Source organism: Candidatus Pelagibacter sp. HIMB1782, from assembly GCF_052047475.1.
GTDB lineage: Bacteria > Pseudomonadota > Alphaproteobacteria > Pelagibacterales > Pelagibacteraceae > Pelagibacter.
On sequence record NZ_JBNAKE010000001.1, the window covers coordinates 751,385 to 775,455 of the forward strand.

The 24,071-nt window shown below is 28.1% G+C and carries 24 protein-coding genes and 1 tRNA gene; 15 read left to right on the forward strand and 10 right to left on the reverse strand.

The features are described 5' to 3' along the window. Positions 1-5: 5 nt before the first annotated feature. The 5 genes from rpmI to lepA are packed head-to-tail and all read left to right on the forward strand — an operon-like array spanning position 6 to position 5,898. Positions 6-212 carry a 50S ribosomal protein L35 gene (gene rpmI, locus ACTTAO_RS03930; protein ID WP_023854436.1) on the forward strand — a complete coding sequence of 69 codons (207 nt, stop codon included), beginning with the start codon at positions 6-8 and terminating at the stop codon, positions 210-212. Between the two features lie 2 nt (positions 213-214). Continuing rightward, a complete protein-coding gene (gene rplT / locus ACTTAO_RS03935) occupies positions 215-571 on the forward strand; it encodes a 50S ribosomal protein L20 (RefSeq protein WP_440633264.1) in 357 nt (118 codons plus the stop codon). A gap of 40 nt (positions 572-611) precedes the next feature. Beyond that, positions 612-1,679, forward strand: coding sequence for a phenylalanine--tRNA ligase subunit alpha (gene pheS, locus ACTTAO_RS03940; protein ID WP_440650647.1), 1,068 nt, complete (start codon positions 612-614; stop codon positions 1,677-1,679). Continuing rightward, positions 1,676-4,084 (forward strand): phenylalanine--tRNA ligase subunit beta, encoded by a 2,409-nt coding sequence (pheT, locus tag ACTTAO_RS03945; RefSeq protein ID WP_440690970.1) that lies wholly within the window; start codon positions 1,676-1,678, stop codon positions 4,082-4,084. Before pheS ends, pheT begins: the two co-directional genes overlap by 4 nt. A gap of 5 nt (positions 4,085-4,089) precedes the next feature. Further along, positions 4,090-5,898, forward strand: coding sequence for a translation elongation factor 4 (lepA, locus tag ACTTAO_RS03950; protein ID WP_440690971.1), 1,809 nt, complete (start codon positions 4,090-4,092; stop codon positions 5,896-5,898). Here lepA and ACTTAO_RS03955 read toward each other — a convergent pair. Next, complete coding sequence (locus ACTTAO_RS03955) at positions 5,895-6,599, reverse strand: FkbM family methyltransferase (protein WP_440690972.1); 705 nt, start codon at positions 6,597-6,599, stop codon at positions 5,895-5,897. The genes lepA and ACTTAO_RS03955 overlap by 4 nt on opposite strands. Positions 6,600-6,656: 57 nt before the next feature. Here ACTTAO_RS03955 and ACTTAO_RS03960 point away from each other — a divergent pair. From ACTTAO_RS03960 to ACTTAO_RS03975, 4 genes are all read left to right on the forward strand, one after another. Continuing rightward, positions 6,657-6,744 (forward strand) — tRNA-Ser (locus ACTTAO_RS03960). A 56-nt stretch (positions 6,745-6,800) separates the two neighbouring features. Continuing rightward, positions 6,801-7,829 carry a glycosyltransferase family 9 protein gene (locus ACTTAO_RS03965; protein WP_440690973.1) on the forward strand — a complete coding sequence of 343 codons (1,029 nt, stop codon included), beginning with the start codon at positions 6,801-6,803 and terminating at the stop codon, positions 7,827-7,829. Between the two features lie 139 nt (positions 7,830-7,968). Beyond that, positions 7,969-10,032, forward strand: a complete 2,064-nt coding sequence (locus tag ACTTAO_RS03970) for a DNA gyrase subunit B (RefSeq protein WP_440690974.1) — start codon at positions 7,969-7,971, stop codon at positions 10,030-10,032. A gap of 2 nt (positions 10,033-10,034) precedes the next feature. Further along, the gene (locus ACTTAO_RS03975) at positions 10,035-11,315 is read left to right on the forward strand and encodes an ActS/PrrB/RegB family redox-sensitive histidine kinase (RefSeq protein ID WP_440690975.1); all 1,281 of its coding nucleotides are present in this window, start codon (positions 10,035-10,037) and stop codon (positions 11,313-11,315) included. Here ACTTAO_RS03975 and ACTTAO_RS03980 read toward each other — a convergent pair. Genes ACTTAO_RS03980 through ACTTAO_RS03990 form a run of 3 tightly spaced genes read right to left on the reverse strand, consistent with a single transcriptional unit; the run spans position 11,312 to position 14,603 of the window. After that, positions 11,312-13,111, reverse strand: a complete 1,800-nt coding sequence (locus ACTTAO_RS03980; RefSeq protein ID WP_440690976.1) for a cobaltochelatase CobT-related protein — start codon at positions 13,109-13,111, stop codon at positions 11,312-11,314. The two genes, ACTTAO_RS03975 and ACTTAO_RS03980, sit on opposite strands and share 4 nt — an antisense overlap. Beyond that, positions 13,112-14,086 (reverse strand): cobaltochelatase subunit CobS, encoded by a 975-nt coding sequence (gene cobS / locus ACTTAO_RS03985; protein WP_262590123.1) that lies wholly within the window; start codon positions 14,084-14,086, stop codon positions 13,112-13,114. Then, positions 14,070-14,603: a J domain-containing protein gene (locus tag ACTTAO_RS03990; protein WP_428079254.1), complete on the reverse strand. Its 534-nt coding sequence runs from the start codon at positions 14,601-14,603 to the stop codon at positions 14,070-14,072. The genes cobS and ACTTAO_RS03990 overlap by 17 nt, the downstream gene beginning before the upstream one ends. Before the next feature lie 17 nt (positions 14,604-14,620). On the opposite strand from ACTTAO_RS03990, the gene ACTTAO_RS03995 reads away from it, so the two are divergent. Then, positions 14,621-14,881: a BolA family protein gene (locus tag ACTTAO_RS03995; RefSeq protein WP_440650634.1), complete on the forward strand. Its 261-nt coding sequence runs from the start codon at positions 14,621-14,623 to the stop codon at positions 14,879-14,881. On the opposite strand, the gene aroB is transcribed toward ACTTAO_RS03995, so the two are convergent. Continuing rightward, entirely contained in the window at positions 14,873-15,976 is a 1,104-nt protein-coding gene (aroB, locus tag ACTTAO_RS04000) for a 3-dehydroquinate synthase (RefSeq protein WP_440690977.1), read from the reverse strand. The genes ACTTAO_RS03995 and aroB overlap by 9 nt on opposite strands. After that, on the reverse strand, positions 15,963-16,475 hold the full coding sequence (locus ACTTAO_RS04005; RefSeq protein WP_440690978.1) for a shikimate kinase: 513 nt from the start codon (positions 16,473-16,475) through the stop codon (positions 15,963-15,965). Before ACTTAO_RS04005 ends, aroB begins: the two co-directional genes overlap by 14 nt. Before the next feature lie 57 nt (positions 16,476-16,532). Here ACTTAO_RS04005 and ACTTAO_RS04010 point away from each other — a divergent pair, with 57 nt between their 5' ends. The 5 genes from ACTTAO_RS04010 to truA are packed head-to-tail and all read left to right on the forward strand — an operon-like array spanning position 16,533 to position 20,655. Further along, a complete protein-coding gene (locus tag ACTTAO_RS04010; RefSeq protein WP_075505937.1) occupies positions 16,533-16,715 on the forward strand; it encodes a hypothetical protein in 183 nt (60 codons plus the stop codon). Continuing rightward, positions 16,690-18,447, forward strand: coding sequence for a hypothetical protein (locus ACTTAO_RS04015; protein ID WP_440690979.1), 1,758 nt, complete (start codon positions 16,690-16,692; stop codon positions 18,445-18,447). The genes ACTTAO_RS04010 and ACTTAO_RS04015 overlap by 26 nt, the downstream gene beginning before the upstream one ends. A 24-nt stretch (positions 18,448-18,471) precedes the next feature. Further along, positions 18,472-18,990: a peptide deformylase gene (def, locus tag ACTTAO_RS04020; protein ID WP_440690980.1), complete on the forward strand. Its 519-nt coding sequence runs from the start codon at positions 18,472-18,474 to the stop codon at positions 18,988-18,990. Positions 18,991-18,993: 3 nt separating this feature from the next. Further along, positions 18,994-19,914, forward strand: coding sequence for a methionyl-tRNA formyltransferase (gene fmt / locus ACTTAO_RS04025; protein WP_440690981.1), 921 nt, complete (start codon positions 18,994-18,996; stop codon positions 19,912-19,914). Continuing rightward, entirely contained in the window at positions 19,915-20,655 is a 741-nt protein-coding gene (gene truA, locus ACTTAO_RS04030) for a tRNA pseudouridine(38-40) synthase TruA (RefSeq protein WP_440690982.1), read from the forward strand. On the opposite strand, the gene ACTTAO_RS04035 is transcribed toward truA, so the two are convergent. From ACTTAO_RS04035 to dapD, 4 genes are read right to left on the reverse strand one after another with little or no spacing between them, the layout of a single operon-like run. Beyond that, on the reverse strand, positions 20,635-21,126 hold the full coding sequence (locus ACTTAO_RS04035; RefSeq protein WP_440690983.1) for an SET domain-containing protein: 492 nt from the start codon (positions 21,124-21,126) through the stop codon (positions 20,635-20,637). The genes truA and ACTTAO_RS04035 overlap by 21 nt on opposite strands. Positions 21,127-21,157: 31 nt before the next feature. Beyond that, a complete protein-coding gene (locus ACTTAO_RS04040; RefSeq protein ID WP_440690984.1) occupies positions 21,158-22,087 on the reverse strand; it encodes a histone deacetylase family protein in 930 nt (309 codons plus the stop codon). Further along, positions 22,084-23,241 (reverse strand): succinyl-diaminopimelate desuccinylase, encoded by a 1,158-nt coding sequence (gene dapE / locus ACTTAO_RS04045; RefSeq protein ID WP_440690985.1) that lies wholly within the window; start codon positions 23,239-23,241, stop codon positions 22,084-22,086. Before dapE ends, ACTTAO_RS04040 begins: the two co-directional genes overlap by 4 nt. A gap of 1 nt (position 23,242) precedes the next feature. Continuing rightward, a complete protein-coding gene (gene dapD / locus ACTTAO_RS04050; protein ID WP_440690986.1) occupies positions 23,243-24,070 on the reverse strand; it encodes a 2,3,4,5-tetrahydropyridine-2,6-dicarboxylate N-succinyltransferase in 828 nt (275 codons plus the stop codon). Position 24,071 lies beyond the last annotated feature (1 nt).

The window sequence follows — 24,071 nt, forward strand, 5'->3', positions numbered from 1 at the left end:
GAATTATGCCAAAATTAAAAACAAAAAGCTCAGCAAAAAAAAGATTTAAAATATCAGCTAAAGGTAAAGTTATATCTGCTCAAGCAGGTAAAAGACACGGTATGATTAAACGAACGAATTCACAAATTAGAAAATTAAGAGGCACTACAACTTTGTCTAAACAAGATGGCAAAATTGTTAAATCATACATGCCTTACAGTTTAAGAGGGTAACAATGGCAAGAGTTAAGAGAGGCGTAACAAGTAAAGCAAAACATAAAAAAGTTTTGAAAGCCGTAAAAGGTCAGTGGGGCAGAAGAAAAAATACTATCAGAGTTGCTAAACAAGCTATGGAGAAATCCATGCAATATGCTTACAGAGATAGAAGAAATAAAAAAAGAGATTTCAAATCATTATGGATACAGAGAATTAATGCCGGTGTAAGAGCAGAGGGTATGACTTATTCAAAATTTATTAATGGTTTAAGTAAATGTGGTGTTGCAATAGATAGAAAAATTTTAGCTGAAATTGCTTACGATAGTCCGGAAGCATTTAAAACAATTGTACAAAAAGCTCAATCCGCTTTAAATTAATCCCTATTGTTTTTATTTCTTAAGGAAATAATCTACTAATATGTCAGACATAAAAAATATTAGAGATCAATTTTTATCAAAGCTTAAAAATGAGCTAAGCTTAGATGAAATCAATTCAATCAAAACAGAGTTATTTGGAAAAAATGGTCAAATTTCATCTTTATTCAAAACTGTAGGATCAATACCAGAGTCTGACAGAAAAACTTTTGCAGCTGATTTAAATAAAATAAAAGATGAACTCCAATCTTTAATTTCAGAAAAGATTAAAGAAATAGAAACAAAAGAAGTTAATCAAAAACTTGAAAAAGAAAAAGTTGATATAACTTTACCTGGAAGACCTTTTGTTAGAGGAAAAATTCATCCTGTATCTCAAACTATAGATGAAATTTCATCTATATTTTCTGAAATAGGTTTTAGTGTTGAAGAAGGACCAGATGTAGAAAATGAATATAATAATTTTACTGCACTAAATACTCCAGATAATCACCCAGCTCGTGATATGCACGATACTTTTTATTTAGACGAAAATAAGGAAGTTTTGTTAAGAACGCATACTTCACCAGTTCAAATTAGAACTATGTTAAAAGACAAGCCACCATTTAAAATTATTGCTCCAGGTAGAACATATAGATCAGATAGTGATCAAACACATGCGCCAATGTTCCATCAGGTTGAGGGCCTTCATATAGATAAAGATATTAACATGGGTCATTTAAAGGGATGTTTAAATTATTTTATTAAAGAGTTCTTTGAAGTGGAAAAAATCAAAATGAGATTTAGACCAAGTCATTTCCCTTTTACAGAACCATCTGCAGAAGTAGATATTGGTTACGAAATTAAAGATGGTAAAATTGTTATAGGAGAAGGGGATCAGTGGCTTGAAATTTTAGGATGTGGAATGGTTCATCCAAATGTTTTAAAAAATGTTAAAGTTGATCCTGCTAAATACCAAGGATATGCATTTGGCATAGGTATAGACAGGTTAGCTATGCTAAAATATGGTATTAATGATTTAAGAGCTTTCTTTGACTGTGATTATAGATGGTTAAATCATTTTGGATTTGATCCTCTTGATGTTCCTACAAATTATAGAGGTCTAAGTAGATGAAGATAACATTTGATTGGTTAAAAGATCATTTATCTGTAAGTACCAAGGAAGAGAAGTTACTTGAGAAATTAACTGATATTGGACTTGAAGTTGAAAGTGTTGAAAATTTATCTGCAGGTTTAGATTTATTTAAAGTAGCAAAAATTTTAAAAACCGAAAAACATCCTAATGCAGACCGTTTAAAAGTTTGTGATGTTGATGTGGGTGAAAAAGAAATTAAGAAGGTCGTATGTGGTGCACCGAATGCTAGAGAAGGTTTAATCACTGTTTATGCTCCTCCTGGTGCGGTTATTCCAAAAAATAAAACTAAATTAGTTATAGCAAAAATTAGAGATGTTACATCTTATGGTATGCTTTGTTCTGAATCAGAACTCAATTTGTCTGAAGAAAGTGATGGGATTACTGAGCTTTCGTCTTCGAAATACAACAATAGTATCGGAAAAAGTTTTTTTACTCAATCTAGTTCTAATTTGATTGATTTATCGATCACACCCAACAGACCGGACTGTCTTGGTGTTAGAGGGATAGCTAGAGATTTAGCAGCTTCAGGCTTTGGTAAATTAAAAAAGATAAAAGAACAAAAAATAAAATCGAAAAAATCTCAAAAAATTAAAGTAAAAATTACAAACGAAAAAAACCAAGGATGTTTTTCTTTTGGAAGCTGTTTGGTAACAAATGTAAAAAATACTGAAAGTCCAAAGTGGTTAAAGGATAAATTAATTTCTATAGGTCAAAAACCTATTTCAGCAATTGTTGATATTACAAATTATGTAATGATTGATATTAATCGTCCATTACACGCATATGATGCTGATAAAATTGAAAAAGGTATAATTGTTAGAAACTCAAAATCAGGTGAAGAGTTTACGGCTTTAGATAACAAAACCTATAAACTTGAAGATGATATGTGTGTAATTAGTGATGACAAGGGTGTGTTAGGACTTGGTGGTATCATTGGAGGTACAAGGTCTGGGACAGAAATGGATACACAAAACGTTTTAATCGAGTCAGCTTATTTTGATCCAAGATCAATTAGAAGAACAGCAAAAAGATTAAATATTGATACAGATGCAAAATTTAGATTTGAAAGAGGAATAGACCAATTATCAATTGAAGAAGGTTTAAATAAAGCAGCTTTTTTAATTAAAGAAATTTGTGGTGGTGAAATTAGTAAGCTAGATATTCAAAAAATTAGTACATTTAAAAATCAAGTAATTAAATTTGATCCAAATTCATTTGAAAAAGTTACAGGTTTTAAAATTCTAACAAAAGATATGTTAAAAATTTTAGACAACTTAGGTTTTACATGTAAAAAAGATAAAAAAGTTTTCAAACTAAGTATTCCATCGTGGAGACCAGATATTACTCAGGAAATAGATGTTGTTGAGGAATTGGTAAGAATAGTTGGTTATGATAAAATAAAGATAGAAGAACCTATCAAAGAGAGAAAAAAATCCACTTTAACACAAACTCAAAAATTGTTTCATTTCCTTCAAAGATCTGTTGCTTCAAAAGGTTATTTGGAGGCAATTACTTGGTCTTTCACAGATGCAAAATATAATAATCATTTCAAAGGACAAAATGATGAATTAAAAATTGTGAACCCTATAAGTTCAGAATTGGGAGTTTTAAGAAATTCAATATTTTCAAATTTAATTATGTATATGAGCAAAAATATAGATAGAGGATTTAAAGATTTATCTATTTTTGAAATAGGACCAACATTTTTTGGAAAACAACCTGGTGAACAAAATATAGTAGTTTGTGGTTTAGCAGCTGGAAAAAAATCTCGTCTTTCTTGGTTAGAAAAAGAGAGAAATGTCGATGTTTTTGATATTAAAAAAGATGTAGTTCAAACTTTAGTTGAAGCAGGTTACGATGCAGAAAAATTTTTTATTGATGATGAAACACCTGATTATTATCATCCGGGAAAATCAGGAAGATTATTTTTGAATAGAGGTAAAGAAAGTGTGGCTGCATACTTTGGTGAAATTCATCCAAATATCATTAAGCAAATAGATTTGAAAACCGAGTCTTTAGTAGGTTTTGAAATATTTCTTGATAATTTAAAATTACCAAAAAAATCATTAAAAGATCAAAAAACAAAATATTCTGTTTCAGATTATCAAAAGTCAGAAAGGGATTTTGCTTTCATAGTTGATAAGAAAATAAAGGTTCAAGATTTGGTAAACGTCATATCAAATGTTGATAAAAACTTGATTTCAAACATTAAAGTTTTTGACGTTTATGAGGGTGACAATATTCCTGAAAACCAAAAATCAATTGCGATCAGTGTTACAATTCAATCTCAAGAAAAAACTTTAAAAGAAGCAGATTTAGATCAAATAAATAAATCAATTATAGAAACAGTCGAAAATAAAACTGGCGCTAAAATTCGATCCTAAAGCCAATGAGTTCAATCGATAATATAAGAAATTTTGCAATCATTGCACATATTGATCATGGAAAATCAACTATTGCAGATAGAATAATTCATAGTTGTGGTGGCTTGACTGAAAGAGAGATGAAAGCCCAAGTTTTAGACTCAATGGATATTGAGCGAGAGAGAGGTATCACAATAAAGGCTCAAACAGTAAAGCTAAATTATAAAGCTAAAGACGGAAAAGAATATATTTTAAATATTATAGATACCCCGGGCCATGTAGATTTTAGCTATGAGGTAAGTAGATCATTATATGCATGTGAAGGATCAATTTTGATTGTGGATAGTACACAAGGAGTTGAAGCCCAAACTTTAGCAAACGTTTATCAAGCATTGGATTCAAATCATGAAATTGTTCCCGTATTAAATAAAGTAGATTTACCAGCGTCTGATTTAGATAGAACAAAAAAGCAAATTGAAGAAGTTATTGGTATAGATACTGAAAATGCCATTCCTTGCTCAGGAAAAACTGGAGAGGGAATAGAAGATATTTTAGAGCAAATAATAACTAATTTACCGGCTCCAAAAGGAGAAAGTACGTCAGATTTAAAATGTTTATTAGTAGACAGTTGGTACGATACCTATTTAGGTGTTGTTATATTGGTTAGAGTGATTGATGGTAAACTATCAAAACACATGAAGATTAAAATGATGTCCACCAATCAAGAATATATTGTTGAAAAAGTTGGTGTTTTTACACCAAAGCCAGTTGATATTGATGAGTTAAAAACAGGGGAAATTGGTTTTATTACTACTGGTATAAAAGTATTATCAGAAACAAAGGTTGGTGATACTATTTGTGATGCAGTAAACCCATTAAAAGAAGCATTACCAGGTTTTAAACCAAGTAAACCTGTAGTATTTTGTGGATTATTCCCTGTAGATAGTTCAGAGTTTCAAAAATTAAAAGATGGTTTGGCAAAGTTACAATTAAATGATGCAAGCTTTTCTTATGAACCAGAATCGTCTTCTGCTTTAGGTTTAGGATTTAGATGTGGGTTTTTAGGTTTACTTCATTTAGAAATTGTAACAGAAAGACTTGAAAGAGAATTTGATGTAAATTTGTTAACAACAACTCCCGGAGTTGTTTACAAAGTTAATTTAAATAACGGAGAAATCATGGATTTACAAAATCCATCAAGCTTACCAGATCCTACTTTAATAAAATATATAGAAGAACCTTGGATAAAAGCCACTATTATTACCCCAGACCAATATTTAGGTTCAATAATTAAAATGTGCCAGGATAAAAGAGGAATACAAACTAATCTCAGTTATTCTGGAAATAGAGCAGTTGTAAATTATGAGCTTCCTTTGAATGAAGTTGTATTTGATTTTAACGATAGTTTGAAATCAATGACTAGTGGATACGCTAGTTTCGATTATGAAATTATCGAACACCGAGAGGGAGAATTAGTTAAACTTGGTATTTTAGTAAATAGTGAACCTGTGGATGCATTAGCTATGATGATACATAAAGATTTTGCTCAAAAAACCGGTAGAGAAGTTTGTGGAAAATTAAAAGATTTAATACCTAGACATAATTTTATGATACCAGTTCAAGCTGCTATAGGAGGAAAAATAATTGCAAGAGAAACAATTAAAGGTTTTAAAAAAGATGTATTAACTAAAATTCATGGTGGTGGAGCTACAGATCGTAAAAGAAAACTACTTGAAAAGCAAAAAAAGGGAAAAGCAAGATCAAAGCAATTTGGAAGAGTTGAAATTCCTCAGGAAGCATTTATTGGAGTATTAAAAATAAAAAGTAAAAACTAATTTTTTTTTTCAAAAAATATATCGTATTCTATCATTTTTCCATCTTTTGTTCTTAGACCATTTTCAAAAAAAATTGGTTCGAAATTATTTTCTTTCATAAATTGTAAAATTTTCCAATGACTACTTTGATTTTGATAAAGTGGAATTACAGACATTTCAGATTTAATATATTTAATTTTATTTAAATATTTTCCTAAACTTTTTAAAACTTCTAGATCATTACCTTGAGTATCGGTTTTAAGAAAAATGGAACTTTGTTGTCTTAAATTTTTTTTGATAAAATCATCTAACCTTAAAAAATTAATATTTTGAGTTGATACAATATTTGTTTTCTTCAAATTCTCTTTAAGTATCTTGTTTTGCTTTTTGATAGAACTTAATGTAGATCCAGTATCAGCTGAAATATAAAATTTTTTTGTGGAATTTTTATTATTTATTCCAAAATTGTAAATTTTTACTTCTTTTCTATTTTTAAATTTATCTTCCAATTTCTTTATAAGATACGGATTTGGTTCAATTAAAAAAACTTCTTTGAAATTATTTAATAATTCATAGGAAAACTCTCCATAATTGGCACCCACATCTATTAAAGTATCACATTTGTTTTTAAATAATCTCAGTTTTATAATGTCATTTATTAAATTAGATTTTTTAATTTTGCTAAAAGAATAGCCATAATAATTAAAAATTTTCTTAAGCATAAACTATTATATGATTATTAATTCTTAAATAAAATATAATATTTAAAATTATTAAAAGGAGAGGTGGCCGAGTGGTTTAAGGCGCACGCTTGGAAAGCGTGTATAGAAATTTCTATCGTGGGTTCGAATCCCACTCTCTCCGCCACCAAAAAATACTAATTTATTAAAAGCAAAATAAAAAAAAAAGATTATATTTAGGCTATGAAAATTTGTATTTTATATAGCTCCCCAAAACTTGGAGATCTATTTTTACACCTACCATTTATTAAAGCAATTTCAGAAAATTATAAAACAAAAGTTTCTGTTTGTGTCAATCAACACATAAATATTAAAAGTATTTTAAAAGAACAGAGTTATATTGATGAGGTGTTTGAAAGTTATTTTAGAAGAGGGAGATACTTTTTTAAAGATCTGTTAAATCTTTCAAATGAACTTAAAAAAAAAAATTTTGATAAAGCTTTTATTTTAGAAAAAACAAAAGGAACTGCAATTGCATGTAAATTAGCTAGAATTTCTAAAATATATGGGTTTGGAATTGGTTCACAAAAATATTTTGTTAATAATGAAGTATTATTAAAAAAAGAAGATCTGAGGTATAACTATACGGAACAATCGAAAAAGTTTTTAAATAAATTAAATATAAATGTAAATTTTAATGATAGATTCTTAAGTTTGAAAAATTTTGAAAATTTATCGCTTTTAAATGAATTTAAAAAATTTCCTAAACCTTGGGTATGCTTAGCAGTTGACTCCACAGAAAAGAACAGAATTTGGCCAATGAAAAATTTTTCTATGGTGGCTGATCAGTTATATGAAAAAAAATTAGGCAACACTTTTTTTGTTATAAATTCACAAAATTACGAGAATTATTTTCAAAATTTAATTAATAATTCCAAAAATCCAAATTTATTTTTAGATTGTAAAAAATATAATAGAAAAGAAATTATAAATATAATTAGTTTATGTGAATATTTTGTTGGAATTGACTCTGGACCATCATGTGTTGCTGGAGCTTTGCAGAAAAAAACATTTTGTATTATAGGTGCAACTGACGCAACTTTACCTCAGTATGGGTCAATGATTAAAATAAAAAGTCATATTTATAACTCAAGTAGAGAAATTGGTATAAAAAGATGTGGAGATAATTTTGCCTCAGACAATAGTGAAGTTAAAACTATAAAAGCAGAACATGTAACTGATATAATAATAAACAATCTTGAAGTTAGCTGACGCTTTTGAAAAATTGTATATAATCTTAAAAAAGTGTTGATATTAAACACTTTTTTTAAATATCGTTTTAGATTTAAGAAATTTAAAACTAATAAATTTATTAAAAAATGATATAAATTTATCTCTCCATTATTTTAAAATGACAAAAACAAATACTTATCAAGCAGACTCTATTAAAGTTCTAAAAGGTTTAGAAGCTGTTAGAAAAAGACCGGGGATGTACATAGGAGATACCGACGATGGTACTGGTTTGCATCATATGGTTTATGAAGTTGTAGATAATTCTATAGACGAGGCATTAGCGGGTCATTGTAAAAATATTAATGTAAAAATTAACCCTGATGGAACAATTACTGTGAATGATGATGGAAGAGGTATTCCTGTTGACCTGCACAAAGGGGAAAAAAAATCTGCAGCTGAGGTAATTATGACTCAACTTCATGCTGGAGGTAAGTTTGATCATGACTCATATAAAGTTTCTGGTGGACTACATGGAGTTGGTGTTTCAGTTGTTAATGCATTGTCAGAAAAATTAGAATTAGAAATTAATAGAGATGGAAAAAAACATTTTATAGAGTTTAAAAATGGTGAAGCAAAATCACCTCTAAAGGTAGTTGGCAAATCTAAAAATACAGGTACTCAAATAACATTCTTACCTTCAAAAGATATATTCTCATCAATTAAATTTAGTGCAAATGTTTTAATTAAAAGAATGAGAGAGTTAGCTTTCTTAAACAAAGGTATTAAAATAATTTTTACTGATGCTAGTCAAAAAAAAGAAAAAATATCTGAATTTAAATATGATGGTGGTGTTTTAGAGTTTGTAGATTTTTTAGATGAGAAAAGAGAAAAACTACAAAATAAAAATGGTAATGATTTATTTCGAAAACCAATTTACATTGAAGGCAAAAAAAATAACATTGAAATAGAGTGTTCATTAAAATGGAATGCTGGTTATACAGAAGATATATTTCCATACACCAATAATATTTATCAAAAAGATGGTGGAACACATTTATTAGGTTTTAGAAGTGCTCTTACAAGAGTCGTAAATAAATATGCCAATGAAAATAATTTATTAAAAAAGAATAAATTAGCTATTTCAGGAGATGATATTAAAGAGGGCTTAACGTGTGTGCTTTCAACTAAAATCCCTGATCCTAAGTTTTCTTCACAAACCAAAGATAAGCTAGTTTCGTCTGAGGTAAGAATGATTGTTGAAACTTTGGTAAATGAAAAATTATCAATTTGGTTTGATCAAAATCCATCAATTGCCAAAATAGTTTTGGCTAAAGTTATTCAAGCAGCTATGGCTAGAGATGTTGCAAGAAAAGCGAGAGAAAATGTAAGAAGAAAAGGAGCCCTTGAGTTAAGTGGATTACCAGGAAAATTAGCTGATTGTCAGATAGGAAAACAAGAAGGTACGGAATTGTTTATAGTTGAAGGAGACTCAGCAGGTGGTTCTGCTAAACAAGGAAGAAACAGAGCAAATCAAGCGGTTTTGCCTTTAAGAGGTAAAATTTTAAACACTTATGTAGAGGACATAAATTTAAAAAAAAATGGCAATGGCAATGGTAATGGTTCAGATCTAAGAACAAAAGCTCTTGCAAAAATGATATCTTCAAATGAGATAGTAACATTAATTAATGCACTGGGACTTGATCCTAAATCTCAGGAAATAGATTTAAAAGATCTAAGATACGGTAAAATAATTATAATGACCGATGCTGATGTTGATGGTTCTCACATAAGAGCATTGTTGTTAACTTTTTTTAATAACAAACCATTTAATAAATTAATTGAAAATGGACATGTTTATTTAGCCCAACCACCATTGTTTAAAATTAATAAAGGTTCAAAAGGGATTTATATTAAAGATGAAAAAGAATTAGAGGATTATATCGTAAATAATAACAAGGAATTAAAGAAATTGAAAAGAGGCTCAAAAGACTATTCAAATGCATTAGATTTAGAAAAATCAAAAATGAATATACAAAGGTTTAAGGGTCTTGGTGAAATGAATCCAGAAGAGTTGTGGAATACAACTTTAGATCCTGAAACTAGAAATTTGCTTCAAGTGCAGTACTCTAAAGATCTTAAAAAAGATCAAAGTCTTATCCATACACTAATGGGAAGTGATGTTGCGTTAAGAAAAGATTTCATAGTCTCAAATGCTATCAATGTAAAAAATCTTGATATTTAAAAATGAAGTTTTTTGAAACTTCAAAACACCACTCATTCAAAAAATCTATTTATATTACCTTAAGATGGATTGGTATAATTGGACAGCTAATTGCAGTTAATTTTGTATACTTTGTATTAGATTTTAAATTTGACTTTATAACCTCTAATCTAATTATAATCATTGGAGTTATAAGTAATTTTTACTTAATTTTTATTTATAAAAAAACTCAATTATCCGACAGATCAGCTTTCATTTTTTTAGTTATTGATATTTTGCAATTAGCTATTTTGCTTTACTTGTCAGGTGGAATTCTTAATCCATTTGTTATCTTTATAATTATTCCAAGTGTATTTTCATCATCTAATTTAAGTTTTAGAACAAATACTATGCTTGTGTTGTTAACAGCTTTATCAATTATATTGTTAACTTTTTATTCAACAGAATTACCTTCTCCACTTGGAGATCATTTTCATGTAAGCCCTTATTATTATTACTCTATCCCGATTGCTTTGATTATTGCTCTTGTTTTTTTAAATTATTTTGCGATGACATTTGGAACTCAATCTAGGTTAAGAAAAGAAGCTCTTACGAAAATGGAAGAAGTAATGGCCAAAGAACATGAACTATTGTCCTTGGGTGGTCAAGCGGCAGCAGCTGCTCATTCATTAGGAACACCTCTTTCAACCATAAAAATAATTACTCAAGAATTACTAAAACAATTTGAAGGCAATAAAGACGTAGAAAAAGATATTAATTTATTATCTAGTCAGGTTGAAAGATGTAATGAAATATTAAAAAAATTAACTTTAAATCCAGACGAAGAGGATGAGTTTATTGATATAGATATTACAATTAGAGATTACCTAAATGAAATTATAAATTCATTTAAAGAGATAAGTACAAAGAAGTTTATTTTTAATTTTGATCAAGACTCTAATTCGAAAAAAATAGTTAAATCTATAGAAATTGTTTATGGACTAAGAAATTTTATAGGTAATGCTAATAAATTTTCTGATGAAAATATTTTCATAAATTTAAAGAGTGATAGTGAATTTACCGAAATAAGTATTGAGGATGATGGTCCAGGTTATCCAAAAGATATTTTATCAAAAATAGGAGAGCCATATTTAAAATCAAATAATCCTCAAGATAAATCAAAAACAGGACTAGGTTTAGGTTTGTTTATAGGAAAAACACTGTTAGAAAAAAATTTTGCTTCTGTTATATGTAGAAACTCTAAAACAAGATCTGGCGCAGAAGTAATAATTAAATGGAGAAATACAGATTTATTTAATATTTAATGAAATTTTTTCTTTGTTTCGAACAAAGAGCTAAGTTGAGATATCATTACATCTCCTAACTCATTTACATCAGTAATTTTTATAGCTCTGTTGTAATATCTTGAAACATCATGTCCAATACCAATCGCTAAAATTTCAATATCAGATTTATTCTCAATAAATTTGACCATCTTCTTCAAATGTTTTTCTAAAAAATCTCCTGAATTTACTGAAAGTGTTGAGTCATCAACTGGAGCTCCATCAGAAATTACCATTAAAATTTTTCTTTCTTCTTTTCTTTTTTTAATACGGTTGTATGCCCAAGATATAGCTTCGCCATCAATATTTTCTTTTAACAAACCCTCTTTTAACATCATGCCTAAATTATTTTTTGCTTGTCTCCAATGTGTATCCGCACCTTTATAAATTATATGTCTTAGATCGTTAAGTCTTCCAGGTGTTTTTGGTTTTGAATTTTTAGTCCAAAATTCTCTACTCTGTCCACCTTTCCAGTTTTTTGTAGTAAATCCTAAAATCTCTACTTTGACCGAACATCTTTCGAGTGTCCTTGACAAAATATCTGCACAAATAGCAGCAATTGTTATTGGTCTTCCTCTCATAGAACCAGAATTATCAATAAGTAAAGTTACAACTGTATCTTTAAAATCTAAATCCTTTTCTTTTTTAAATGACAAAGAGTTATATGGATCCATTATTATTCTTGGTAACTTTGAACTATCAAGTAAGCCTTCTTCTAAATCAAATTCCCAAGCTCTATTTTGTTTCGCTAGTAATTGTCTTTGAAGTTTATTAGCTAACTTGGTAATTACATCTTGGAAACCAATTAACTGCTGATCTAAATTTTTCCTAAGTTTAGTAGCTTCATCTGCATTTTCTAGATTTTCAGCTTTAACCACTTCGTCGTATTGTGTAGTAAATATTTTATAATCTATATTCGCATTATCAATTTTTTTTTGAATTACTTGCTCAGAGTTTTGCTCATCAGACTCAACATCAGATAATTGCTCATCCAAATTAAACTCGTCTATACTATAATCGGAATCAACAGATGCCTCTGTTTGCTGTTCATCATTTTCATCTTTGCTATCTTCATTATCTTTATTTTGGTCATCATTTGAGGGATTGTCTTGACCTTGATCTTGATTTTCTTCCTCTTCTTGGTCTTCCTCATCGCTTTGAAAAATATCCATTTCTTCAAGTATTTCAGAAAATTTAGAACTGTATGTGTTTTGATTTTCTAAATTATTTAACAAAAACTCTTTATGCTTCTTAATTGATTGCTCAAAATCTTTTTCCCAGAAATTAAGCATTCTAGAAGTTAAAGGATTTAGGTCTATATTATGAAAATTTTTAAGCATATATAGCTCAAATGCTTCAGCAACAGGAACGTCTTCTTTTGTTTTAAGCTGATCTTTTCTTTTACGATTAACTATTTGTGAATAGTTTTCAGAAAAATTTTTTTGAATACCTTTTAACATTTTGCCTCCTAGGGCTTCATATCTAATCTTTTCAGCTATATTATATAAAGATCTAGATGAAGTGTTTGAAGGTAAATTTTTTTTGTAAATTTTTTCATTAGAAAACCTTTTTTTAAGTGCTGTAGAGTCTGTTTCAGCCCTTAATTTTATAAAATCACTTGGACTGGTTAGATCATTTATTTCAAAAGATGAAATATCTCTCGTTTTTTTATCTTCAGAAGATTTGTTGTTTATATCAATATCGTCTGCGATTACTTTTGCTGTTGAAGATAAAGCAATTCTAAATTTTTCTTTTAAATTTGTTTCTTTATTGCTCATTTAAATTTGAATATTGATCAAAGACTCAGGCAATTCTTCACCAAAACATCTTTGATAATATTCCGCGATTGTATTTTTCTCAATATCATCGCACTTATTTAAAAAGGTTACTCTAAATGCATATCCAGTATCCTTAAAAATTTCAGAATTTTCAGCCCAATGAAGGACTGTTCTTGGACTCATTACAGTAGATATATCTCCAGCAATAAAACCTTTTCTAGTTAAGGATGCTACTTTAATCATATTAGCAACTTTTTCTTTTCCCTTAGCATTATTTAAATTTTTATTCTTTGATAAAACTATATCCATTTCTCTATCTAGGCTTAGATAGTTTAATGTTGTTACAATATTCCATCTATCCATTTGACCTTGGTTAATTTGCTGTGTTCCGTGATAAAGTCCAGTAGTATCACCAAGCCCAACTGTATTAGATGTAGCAAACAATCTGAAATACTTATTTTGACTTATTACTTTGTTTTTATCTAGTAGTGTGAAATTTCCTTCAGCCTCTAAAACTCTTTGAATAACGAACATAACATCAGGTCTTCCAGCGTCATACTCATCAAATACTAAAGCAACTGGATTTTGAATTGACCATGGTAGAATACCCTCATTAAACTGTGTGACTTGTTTTCCATCTTTTAGGACAATTGCATCCTTACCTATTAAATCTATTCGACTAACATGACTGTCTAAATTTACTCGAATACAAGGCCAGTTTAATCTTGCAGCTATTTGCTCTATGTGTGTTGATTTTCCAGTACCATGATATCCTTGTACTAATACTCTTTTATTGAACGCAAATCCTGAAATGATTGCAAGTGTAGTATCTCTATCAAATTTATAGTTTTTATCTATTTCAGGCACATATTCACTTTTTTTTGAAAACGCATCTACTTCCATTTCAGAATCTATTCCAAAAGATTGTTTTAAAGAAACTTTTATGTCAGGTTGAATGTTAAGATTTGGAGTCAATTTTTTCCCTATAAGTGTTTTTTAGCTGTGTGTAAGCTAAAGTGATCAGTTTTAATTTTTCCTCGTATTTTTTATTTCCGGCATTCATATCAGGGTGAAATTTTTTAACAAGCACTTTGAATTTTTCTTGTATTTTTTGCCATTTTAAACCCACAGATATTCCCAATATTCCAAATGCTTTAATATCTTTGTGATCGAATTTAAATTGACGCATATGATTATAGTCTCCATTGAATTTATCTTTATCAAATTCATCTTTTAATGTTGTGTTCCATAGGACTTTAAAAAAATTATCAGAAGAACTAAAATTTTGAGTGGGTTTATGCCAAGTCATATCTGACTTTAAAAAATTGATTACTTGATTATCGCTCATCCCTGAAAAATAATTCCAGTTTTTGTTAAATTCTTTAACATGTTCCAGACAAAGCATTCTATATTTCCTGCTATTATCCTTCTCAATTGGCGCTCTGTATTCACCAATTTCATTACAATTATTCCAGTCACAAATATTTTTCATGATATAATATTTACTATATGGATATAAATGAATTAATTGCAATTATAAAAAAAAAATTATCAGATCAAATAAATATTCAAAGTATAGATATAGAAGATAAATCTTTTCTTCATAAAAATCACAAAGGTAATCAGGAAGGCAAATATCATTTAAAATTAAGTATAGTTTCTGATGAGTTAAAAAATATGAACAGAATTGAAAGCAATAAAAAAATTTACAAAGTATTAGATAAAGAGTTGAAAGAAACTATTCACTCAATTCAAATTCAATTATCTTAAGTAATCATTAAAAAATTTTTTCAGTCTTTGTTTTGGATATTCAATATTAATTTGTGGAGATCCAATTTTTTTTAAAAGTACTAAATTAATTTTTTGAGATTTATTTTTTTTATCCTTTGTCATGAAAAATAATATTTTATTTATATCTTTTTTTTTAAAAAATTTATTAACAGATATTGATAGATTTAGATTATTGATATGATTTAAAATTAGGTTGTAATCACTTTTTTTAAGTATTTTTAAATTTAAACTAAAACTTAATGCTGTCTTTATCCCTAGGATTACTGCTTCACCGTGATTTAATTTCTTATTGTAATTTAAGCTTGCTTCATAAGCATGGCCAAATGTATGTCCAAAATTTAAAACTTTTCTTAAATTTTTTTCTTTCTCGTCTTTTTCAACTACATTTTTTTTAATTTTACAGCTTTCATAAATTGCTTTTTCAATAAATGGAGAACTCAGTTTGGTAATTTTATTCACATTTTTATTTAAAAATTTAAAGAAATTTTTATCTCTTATCAGAGAATGTTTTAAAACTTCACCATATCCACAAACAATCTCTCTTTTTGGCAACGATTTAAGAAAATCAACATCTGATATAACTAGGTTCGGTTGATAAAAACTACCAATTAGGTTTTTTCCATAATGTGAATTTATGCCAGTTTTACCACCAATTGAAGAGTCAACTTGGGATAAAAGTGTTGTTGGTATATTTATAAATTTCATACCTCTTTTAAAAATACTAGATGCAAAACCACTTACATCACCTGTAATGCCCCCACCTATTGATATTATACAGTCATCTCTAGAAAAGTTTTTATTTAATAAAATTTCTAAGATCTTATTAATAATATTAAAGTTTTTATTGGCCTCGCTGGCATTAAAAAAACATATATGTATTTTCTTTTTTTTTAATGAATTTTTTATTTTAGTGATAAATTTTTTTGGCACATTTTTATCAACTACAAGAAGACATTGATTGAATGTTAAGGAATTATTTTTAATTATTTTTGATAGGTTGGTAATTAAATTTGATCCAATTATTATTGGATATTTTTGAGTTTTTGTTTCAATTTTTAATTTATTTGGTTTCATAAATTTCTTTAATTTTGCTTACTATTTCATTTTTTGTAAGATTATCACATTTGATTTCATATAAGGCTTTAGAATAAATGTTAGTTCGTTTTTTAATTAAATCAATTAAATCATTATCTGTAGCATTAATTGTTAAAGGTCTTTTTTTGCTATTTTTAATTCTTTCAACTAAAATTTTTTCATTCCAATTTAACCAAAATGAATAATGATTTTTTAAAACTTCATTTCTAATATTTTTATTTGCAAAAGCACCTCCCCCAAGAGAGACAACTGTAGAACTAAGTTTTAACTTTTTAAGTGTAGTTTTTTCCTCAATTTTTCTAAAATATTCTTCTCCTTTTGTTTCGAATATTTTTCGAATTGTTGTATTTAAATTTTTCTCTATTTCTTTATCTACATCTACAAAATTTAATTTAAATTTTTTTGCTACTAAAGAGCCTATAGAACTCTTACCAGATCCCATCATACCTAGAAAAACTAGATTTTTTTTTGATTTCATAAGTTTAAATATTGAAAAAACACAAATATGTCTTAATTTGAAATTAACTAAAGTTATATGCAATTCAACAAAAATACAAGTTCAGGTAAAAAAAGTATAATCGGACTAGTTGTTAAATCTATTTTTGGACTAGTAATTGTTCTTGGCGTTGTTTTAATTCTCAATTCAATTGATTTTCCTGCTCCTAAAAAGGAAATTGAAAAAATTATTCCTAATGAAAATTTTAAAATTGTTAAATAAAAAATTCTTTTTTATTTTTTTAAGCTATCTAATTATTTTAAATCCTATTCAAGCAGAAGATAATCCAATTGATATATGGAATCTTGAAAAAAAAGAAAATGAAACTGTTGAGGAAGCAGTTATTACCGAAGGTGAAAATAATAATGATCAAATAAGTGTTTTTGATATGCAGTCAGATAAAAATACTGGCTCGATAGAATTAGATGAAAATTTAATATCAAAAGAAGTCAAAATAGTAGGATTATACGATCCCGCAGAACACGGTTTGACTATTGATATGTGGACGAATTCTGATGGTCAAAAGTTAAAAAATTTATTCAACAGTTTAGAGAAAATTAATCTTTCTAATGATGCATTAGAAATTATGGAAGTCTCATTATTAACTAACGCTCATTATCCTAATCAAAATATTACTGAAAATGAATTTTTAAAATTTAAATCTGATTGGCTAATCAAAAATTCTAATTTAGAACTCATTGAAGAATTTTTGGTTAATAATCAAATTGTAAATTCTCATCCCAAACTAACCAGACACTTATTAGATAACTATTTATCAGATAAAAATATAAAGAAGACTTGTGAATTTTTTACAAAAATTAAAGAACCAGTTGAAGATGAGTATTTATCTAAATTAAATTTATATTGTTTAGTAAATTATGGAAAAAATGAAGAAGCCCAATTAATTCTAGATCTTAAAAAAGAGTTAGGTTTTCAAGATGAGTATTTTGAAAATAAAATGAATTACCTGTTTGGTTATATTGAAGAAGCATCCAAAGAAGTCTCTGAAAGTTCAGTGTTTGAGTTTCATTTAGCTCATAGAACAAATCCAGAATTTTCATTTGAACCCAATGAAAATACGCCTAAATTAATTTGGAAATATTTATCAAATTCAAATTTACTACCAGATCTAAGTAATGTTGACATAAATGATCAAGATAAAATCTTAATTATTGAAAAAGCTGCAAATTATAAAATTTTTTCAGAAAAAGAATTATTTGAATATTATAAAAAATTTCAATTTAATATTGATCAATTGTTAAGCGCAACTGATACTTACAAGTTGCTGTCTCCGTTAGAAGCTAGAGCGTTAATTTATCAAAGAGCACTTTTAACGAGTGAACCAGAATTAAAATTGAAATTTTTACAGTTGCTGAAGCAGTTATTTGAGGATAACAAAATTGGTTTAGCTTTTGATAAAGAGCTCAATAACTTTTTGAAGGAAATTGAAGCAAATAATGTTCCTTCAGATTATTTAAGTTTTTATAATAACTATTCAAAAAATCAGAATTCAGAGTTCAAAAAAATTCAATACAACAATAATATTTTACATCAATCTAAGTGGGTAAATTATTTTAGAGGAGATTATTCAAAATCTGAAATACAAGAAGATTTAAAAAAATTTCTTGATAGAATAATTTTTAGTAATGAAACTTTGTCCATTAAAGATATAATTTTTATAGAAAGTCTGAAATCAGATGGAGTAGAAATACCAAACGAGTATGAAAGTTTGTATTCACAAAAACCTTTTGAATTTGACGAAAATTTAGCTGAGTTGATAGAAGCAAATGAAGTTGGAACAGTTTTATTATCTTTAATTGAGATAATAGGTAATGACAAAATAGAAAATATTGATGAAAAAAGACTTTATTTTATTTCGAATACCTTAAATCAAATAAATGCTGACCTAATTAGAAATAAACTTTTGCTAAAAGTTCTTCCTTTAAAAGTATAAAAATTATAATAACATATAAATTTTATGGCGATAAGAACGATTATTACAGAACCAAACAAATTACTTCGACAAGTATCAAAAACTGTAGAAGCCGTTGGAAGTGAAGAGCAAAAATTAATGAATGATATGCTCGATACAATGTATGATGCTAATGGTATTGGTCTTGCAGCAATTCAGATTGGTATACCAAAAAGAATTATAGTGATGGATATAAGCAAGGATGAAAACAAAAAAGAGCCTAGATACTTTGTAAATCCAGTAATAAAAAATAAAGATCCACTTAAGGCAACTTATGAAGAAGGGTGTTTGTCTGTGCCAAATCAATTTGCTGAAATTGATCGACCGAGTAAATGCGAGGTAGAATATTTGGATTACAATGGAAAGAAACAGTTACTAAAGGCAGATGGATTACTTGCAACATGCATACAGCATGAAATGGATCATTTGGAAGGGATATTATTCATCGATTATCTCTCAAAACTAAAAAAATCAATGATCATAAAGAAACTTTCAAAATTAAAATCAAATACAGCTGAAGTTTAAAAAATGTCAAAAAAGTTAGTGTTTATGGGTACGCCCATGTTTGCTGTACCAATTTTAAAATCTTTATATCAAAATGGATATAATATTTCTTATGTTTATACACAGCCACCTCAAAAATCAAAAAGAGGACAAAAAATTAATAAGTCTCCAATACAAGGTATTTCTGAAACTTTAAATTTAGAATATAGAACGCCGCCAGTTATAAATAATGAAGAGGAGTATAATTTTTTAAATTCTTTAGATGCTGATTTAGCAATAGTTGTTGCTTATGGACAAATCATACCTAAAAAATTTCTAAACCTAACTAAAAAAGGTTTTATAAATATACATGCATCTTTACTGCCTAAATGGAGAGGTGCTGCACCAATTCAAAGGTCAATTATGAATTTAGATCAGGAGACTGGAATAAGTATAATGAGAATTGCTGAAAAATTAGATACAGGACCAGTTTGTAATAATTATAAAATCCAACTTAATGAAAATTTGAATGCGTTAGAAATTAGTGAAAAGCTTTCTAGCTTAGCAGCAGAAAAAATTTTAGATAACGTAGATGATATTTTAGATGGTAAAGCAAATTTTATTGAGCAGGATCATTCGAATGCAACCTATGCATCTAAAATTCAAAAAACTGAAGGTCAAATTAACTGGGATGAAAATGCTGAAAAAATTATTGGTAAGATAAACGGTTTATATCCATCCCCAGGAGCATTTTTTATGTTTAATGGAGAAAGATATAAAATTCTAAAAGCTCAAGTTGGAAGAGCTCAAGGAACTCCAGGGTTAGTATTGAGTGATAATCTTGAAATTGCTTGTGGTAATAATCAATCGATAATTATTAAGGAAATTCAGAGGCAAGGGAAAAGACCTCAAAATATTGGTGAATTTATTCAAGGTTCACAGATAAAAAAAGGTTCAAATATATAAATGTTTAGATATCAGCTTTTGATAGAATATTTAGGCACAAATTACAAAGGTTGGCAAATTCAAAAAAAAAATAAAACCATTCAAGGAATACTTCAAGACAAAATTAGAAAGTTATTAAAAGAAAATATTACTATAGTCGGATCGGGTAGGACAGATGCTGGTGTTCATGCTATCGAGCAGTCAGCACATTTTGATTTAAAAAATAAATTATTGAACTTAGATAAATTTATTAACTCAATTAATCACTTTTTAAAAAATGAAAATATTACAATTCTTAAAATAAGAAAAAGAACTAGTAACTTTCATTCAAGATTTTCTGCAAAAAAGAGAGTTTATAAATATTTCATTTTAAATAGAACAAGTTCACCTGTGATTGAAAAAAATCAAGTTTGGCATGTAAGAAAAAAATTAGATTTAGATTTGATGAAATTAGGGGCAAAAAAATTAGTTGGTACTAAAGATTTCTCAACATTTAGGGCTTCAAGTTGCAATGCTAAGAGTCCAATTAGAACGATGGATTTTGTAAAATTAAAATCTTTAAATGATAAAATAGAAATTCAGTTTAAATCTCAATCTTTCCTTCAACAGCAAGTACGATCTATGGTTGGTTGTTTAAAATATTTAGGTGAAAAGAAATGGGATTTAAAAAAATTTGACAAAGCTCTAAAGTCTAAAAAAAGGTCACTGTGTGCTCCTCCAGCACCACCTACAGGATTGTTTTTATCTAGAGTTTTTTATTAGATTTTTTTTATTACTCATGGCAAATTTTTTATTTATTCGCCATCTAGACTCTGCTCTTACAATGTACCCACAACAATTTTTTGACTTACACTTACATGGAAATTGTTTGTAATTTTCATCATAACCAAAACCATAATCACAGGTAAATTCTTCACCTTTTTTGATATCTTTAATAGCTTTAACCCAAATTTTTAAACCTTTACCATCGTAATCACAATTATTGTCACAAGAATGATTAATTAATCCTGCAGTATTCCATGGAAAATCTCCATCAAGGTCATATTTTTTGTTGATAGTAAATAAATAGATTGGTTTACTATTGTCATATTTATCAGACTCTTCAGTTTGTTTTTTTGTAATTAGTTTACCAACGTAATCGATTATCTTTGTACCTTCTTTGATATCTTTAGTAGCATAAAGTCCTCTACCTTTTTTATCGATATCAGATTTTTTAATTTTATATAATTTCATTGAGTTTTATTTAGTTTTTTATTTGGAATTATCAATTAAATTCTATTAAAGCATCAACATGTCTTTGAGTACTATCTTGTAGTGCTTTTAAGTCATATCCACCTTCTAGTATAGATACTACATTACCTCTACAAAATGATTTTGAAATTTCTAAAGTTCTTTTTGTAATTGTATAATAATCTTCAGCATTAAGTTTTAATTGTGCTAAAGGATCATCAATATGTGCATCAAAACCTGCAGAAAACAATAGAAATTCTGGTTTAAATTCTTTTAATTTTTTTAATACTAGTTCATATGCATTTAAATATTCTCTAGCACTTGTTCCAGCTTCAAGTGGAATATTTAAAATATTATTAAATTTTCCAATCTCTTTTTCCGAACCTGAACCTGGATAATATGGAAATTGATGAGTGGAAATATATAAAACTTTTTCATTGTTGAAAAAAATATCTTGTGTCCCATTTCCATGATGGACATCAAAATCAATTATAGCTATTTTTTTATAACTATATTTTTCAATTAAATAATTAGCTCCAACTGCAACATTGTTGTAAATACAAAAGCCCATTGCTTTCTCTTTTTCTGCGTGATGACCTGGTGGTCTTACTGCGCAAAAAGCATTTTTAAATTCTTTTTCCTCCACACCATCAATCGCTGTTATAATTGATCCAACAGCGTCCATTGTTGCTTCTTTGCTACCAGGGGAGACAACTGTATCTCCATCTAAAAAATTAAATCCATTTTGAGGGTATGATCGATCGACATGATCAATATATTCAGAAGAATGAGTTTTTATTAATATTGATTTTTCAAATTTTGAAGGCTTTTTCCATATTAAATTTTTGTTATCTAATTTTTTAAAGTTATCAATAACAGCTGTAACCCTGTCTATTTTTTCAGGATGTCCATCTCCTGTATTATGATTTTTGTATGTATCAGAAGTAATTAAAGCTGTTTTCACTTAAAATAATTCTTTAAAATATTTGAATAAATTAAAGTTAATTTTTTTAAATCACCTAAAAAAACTGCCTCATCTACTTTATGCATTGTTTTTCCAACCAAACCAAATTCTAAACAGGGAGCAATTTTTCTAATAAATCTTGCATCAGATGTGCCTCCTGTTGTTGAGAGTTCAGGCTTAATTTTAGTAATCTTTTTAATTATATCTTGTATCATATATGTAGTTTGATTTGGTTTAGTTAAAAAAGCTTCACCAGATACACTATATTCAATTTTGTAATTTGACTTATTTTTATTACAAATTTTCTTCAATATTTTATTTATTTTTGTTTTAATTGAATTCGATGAATGTTTGTTATTAAACCTAATGTTAAAAGTTGCATTAGCTAAACCTGGAATTACGTTATCAGCAGTATTATCAATATTTATTTTTGTAACTTCTAGGTTTGTTGGCTGAAAATCTTTTGTTCCTTTATCAAATTTAATTTCCTTCAATTCTTTCAATATTTGAACAAGAGTAGTTGATGGATTGTTAGCTCTATGAGGATAAGCAACATGGCCCTGAATACCTATAATTGAAAGTCTGCCAGTCATACTTCCCCTTCGACCAATTTTAATCATTTCTCCCAATTTATTTGGATTAGTTGGTTCTCCAACTAAACAAAAATTAATTTTCTCTTTTCTTTTTTTTAAGTATTCAACAACTTTTTTTGTACCGTTAATAGCAATTCCTTCTTCATCACCTGTAATTAGTAAGCTTATAGATCCATCAAATTTTTTATTATTTTTAACAAAAATACTGACAGCAGAAACAAAGGCTGCAATAGAGCTTTTCATATCATTTGCTCCTCTTCCAATTAAATGTCCTTTTTTAATTGAGGGTCTAAAAGGATTTACTGTCCAATCTTTTAAGTTTCCAGCAGGTACAACATCTAAGTGACCAGCGTAGCAAAAATTTGGACCTTTAGTTCCAAGTCTTGCATAAAGATTTTTTACTGGTTTAGTGTTTTTTTCATGAAACTCTAATATTTTAGTTTTGAAACCAAGTTTTCTTAATTTTTTTTCTAAGAATTTCATTACCCCAGCATCTATTGGTGTTATAGATGGGTAACGAATTAGCTCTTTGGCTAATTGTAATTCATTAATGGTTTGCATTTTAATCTCTTAAAAGATCGTTTACTGATGTTTTAGATCTTGTTTTTTCATCAACTTGTTTGATGATTACTGCACAATATAACGAGGGTGCGGCAGGATTATTTTTGTCTGGTAATGATCCAGGGACAACAACTGAGTAAGGAGGTATTTTACCGTGAGTTACTTCACCAGTTTTTCTATTAACGATTTTAGTTGATTGGCCAATATACATACCCATACTTAATACTGATCCTTCACCAACTATTACCCCTTCCACAACTTCTGACATAGCACCTACAAAAACATTATCTTCAATAACAGTCGGAAGTGCTTGTGCTGGCTCTAAAACTCCACCAATACCAGTTCCAGCTGAAATATGACAATTTTTTCCAATCTGACAGCAACTACCTGCACGACTAAATGTATCCATCATTGTTCCTTCATCTATGTAAGCACCAATATTTACATAACTTGGCATTAGAACAACATTTTTAGCAACATATGATCCTTTTCTCATTGCAGTATTTGGTACCATTCTAAAACCTGCTTTTTCAAAATCAGCATTTGACCATCCGGCCGTTTTTCCTTTTAACAAATGAGCTTTATCTCTCCAAGCTGAGTAGGGACCATCTAAAGTTTCCATTCCATGAATTCTAAAACTTAACATAATTGCTTTTTTTAGGTGTTGATGAGTTACCCATTCACCATCAATTTTTTCAGCAACTCTAGATTTACCACTATCTAGATCTTCTATTACTTGATTAATAGTATCTTTTAATTTTTGATCTGAATTTTGATTAACTTGATCTTTGTTTTCCCAAGCTTCATTTATAATGTTTTCTATACTCATA

Coding starts and splice junctions, on each gene's coding strand:
- aroB (WP_440690977.1), bottom strand. CDS start 15,976: ATGAAACCAAATAAATTAAAAATTGAAACAAAAACTCAAAAATATCCA.
- dapD (WP_440690986.1), bottom strand. CDS start 24,070: ATGAGTATAGAAAACATTATAAATGAAGCTTGGGAAAACAAAGATCAA.
- rpmI (WP_023854436.1), top strand. CDS start 6: ATGCCAAAATTAAAAACAAAAAGCTCAGCAAAAAAAAGATTTAAAATA.
- ACTTAO_RS04010 (WP_075505937.1), top strand. CDS start 16,533: ATGCAATTCAACAAAAATACAAGTTCAGGTAAAAAAAGTATAATCGGA.
- pheS (WP_440650647.1), top strand. CDS start 612: ATGTCAGACATAAAAAATATTAGAGATCAATTTTTATCAAAGCTTAAA.
- ACTTAO_RS03995 (WP_440650634.1), top strand. CDS start 14,621: ATGGATATAAATGAATTAATTGCAATTATAAAAAAAAAATTATCAGAT.
- truA (WP_440690982.1), top strand. CDS start 19,915: ATGTTTAGATATCAGCTTTTGATAGAATATTTAGGCACAAATTACAAA.
- dapE (WP_440690985.1), bottom strand. CDS start 23,241: ATGCAAACCATTAATGAATTACAATTAGCCAAAGAGCTAATTCGTTAC.
- ACTTAO_RS03970 (WP_440690974.1), top strand. CDS start 7,969: ATGACAAAAACAAATACTTATCAAGCAGACTCTATTAAAGTTCTAAAA.
- ACTTAO_RS04005 (WP_440690978.1), bottom strand. CDS start 16,475: ATGAAATCAAAAAAAAATCTAGTTTTTCTAGGTATGATGGGATCTGGT.
- ACTTAO_RS03975 (WP_440690975.1), top strand. CDS start 10,035: ATGAAGTTTTTTGAAACTTCAAAACACCACTCATTCAAAAAATCTATT.
- ACTTAO_RS03965 (WP_440690973.1), top strand. CDS start 6,801: ATGAAAATTTGTATTTTATATAGCTCCCCAAAACTTGGAGATCTATTT.
- ACTTAO_RS03990 (WP_428079254.1), bottom strand. CDS start 14,603: ATGAAAAATATTTGTGACTGGAATAATTGTAATGAAATTGGTGAATAC.
- ACTTAO_RS03980 (WP_440690976.1), bottom strand. CDS start 13,111: ATGAGCAATAAAGAAACAAATTTAAAAGAAAAATTTAGAATTGCTTTA.
- fmt (WP_440690981.1), top strand. CDS start 18,994: ATGTCAAAAAAGTTAGTGTTTATGGGTACGCCCATGTTTGCTGTACCA.
- rplT (WP_440633264.1), top strand. CDS start 215: ATGGCAAGAGTTAAGAGAGGCGTAACAAGTAAAGCAAAACATAAAAAA.
- ACTTAO_RS04035 (WP_440690983.1), bottom strand. CDS start 21,126: ATGAAATTATATAAAATTAAAAAATCTGATATCGATAAAAAAGGTAGA.
- pheT (WP_440690970.1), top strand. CDS start 1,676: ATGAAGATAACATTTGATTGGTTAAAAGATCATTTATCTGTAAGTACC.
- lepA (WP_440690971.1), top strand. CDS start 4,090: ATGAGTTCAATCGATAATATAAGAAATTTTGCAATCATTGCACATATT.
- ACTTAO_RS03955 (WP_440690972.1), bottom strand. CDS start 6,599: ATGCTTAAGAAAATTTTTAATTATTATGGCTATTCTTTTAGCAAAATT.
- def (WP_440690980.1), top strand. CDS start 18,472: ATGGCGATAAGAACGATTATTACAGAACCAAACAAATTACTTCGACAA.
- ACTTAO_RS04015 (WP_440690979.1), top strand. CDS start 16,690: ATGAAAATTTTAAAATTGTTAAATAAAAAATTCTTTTTTATTTTTTTA.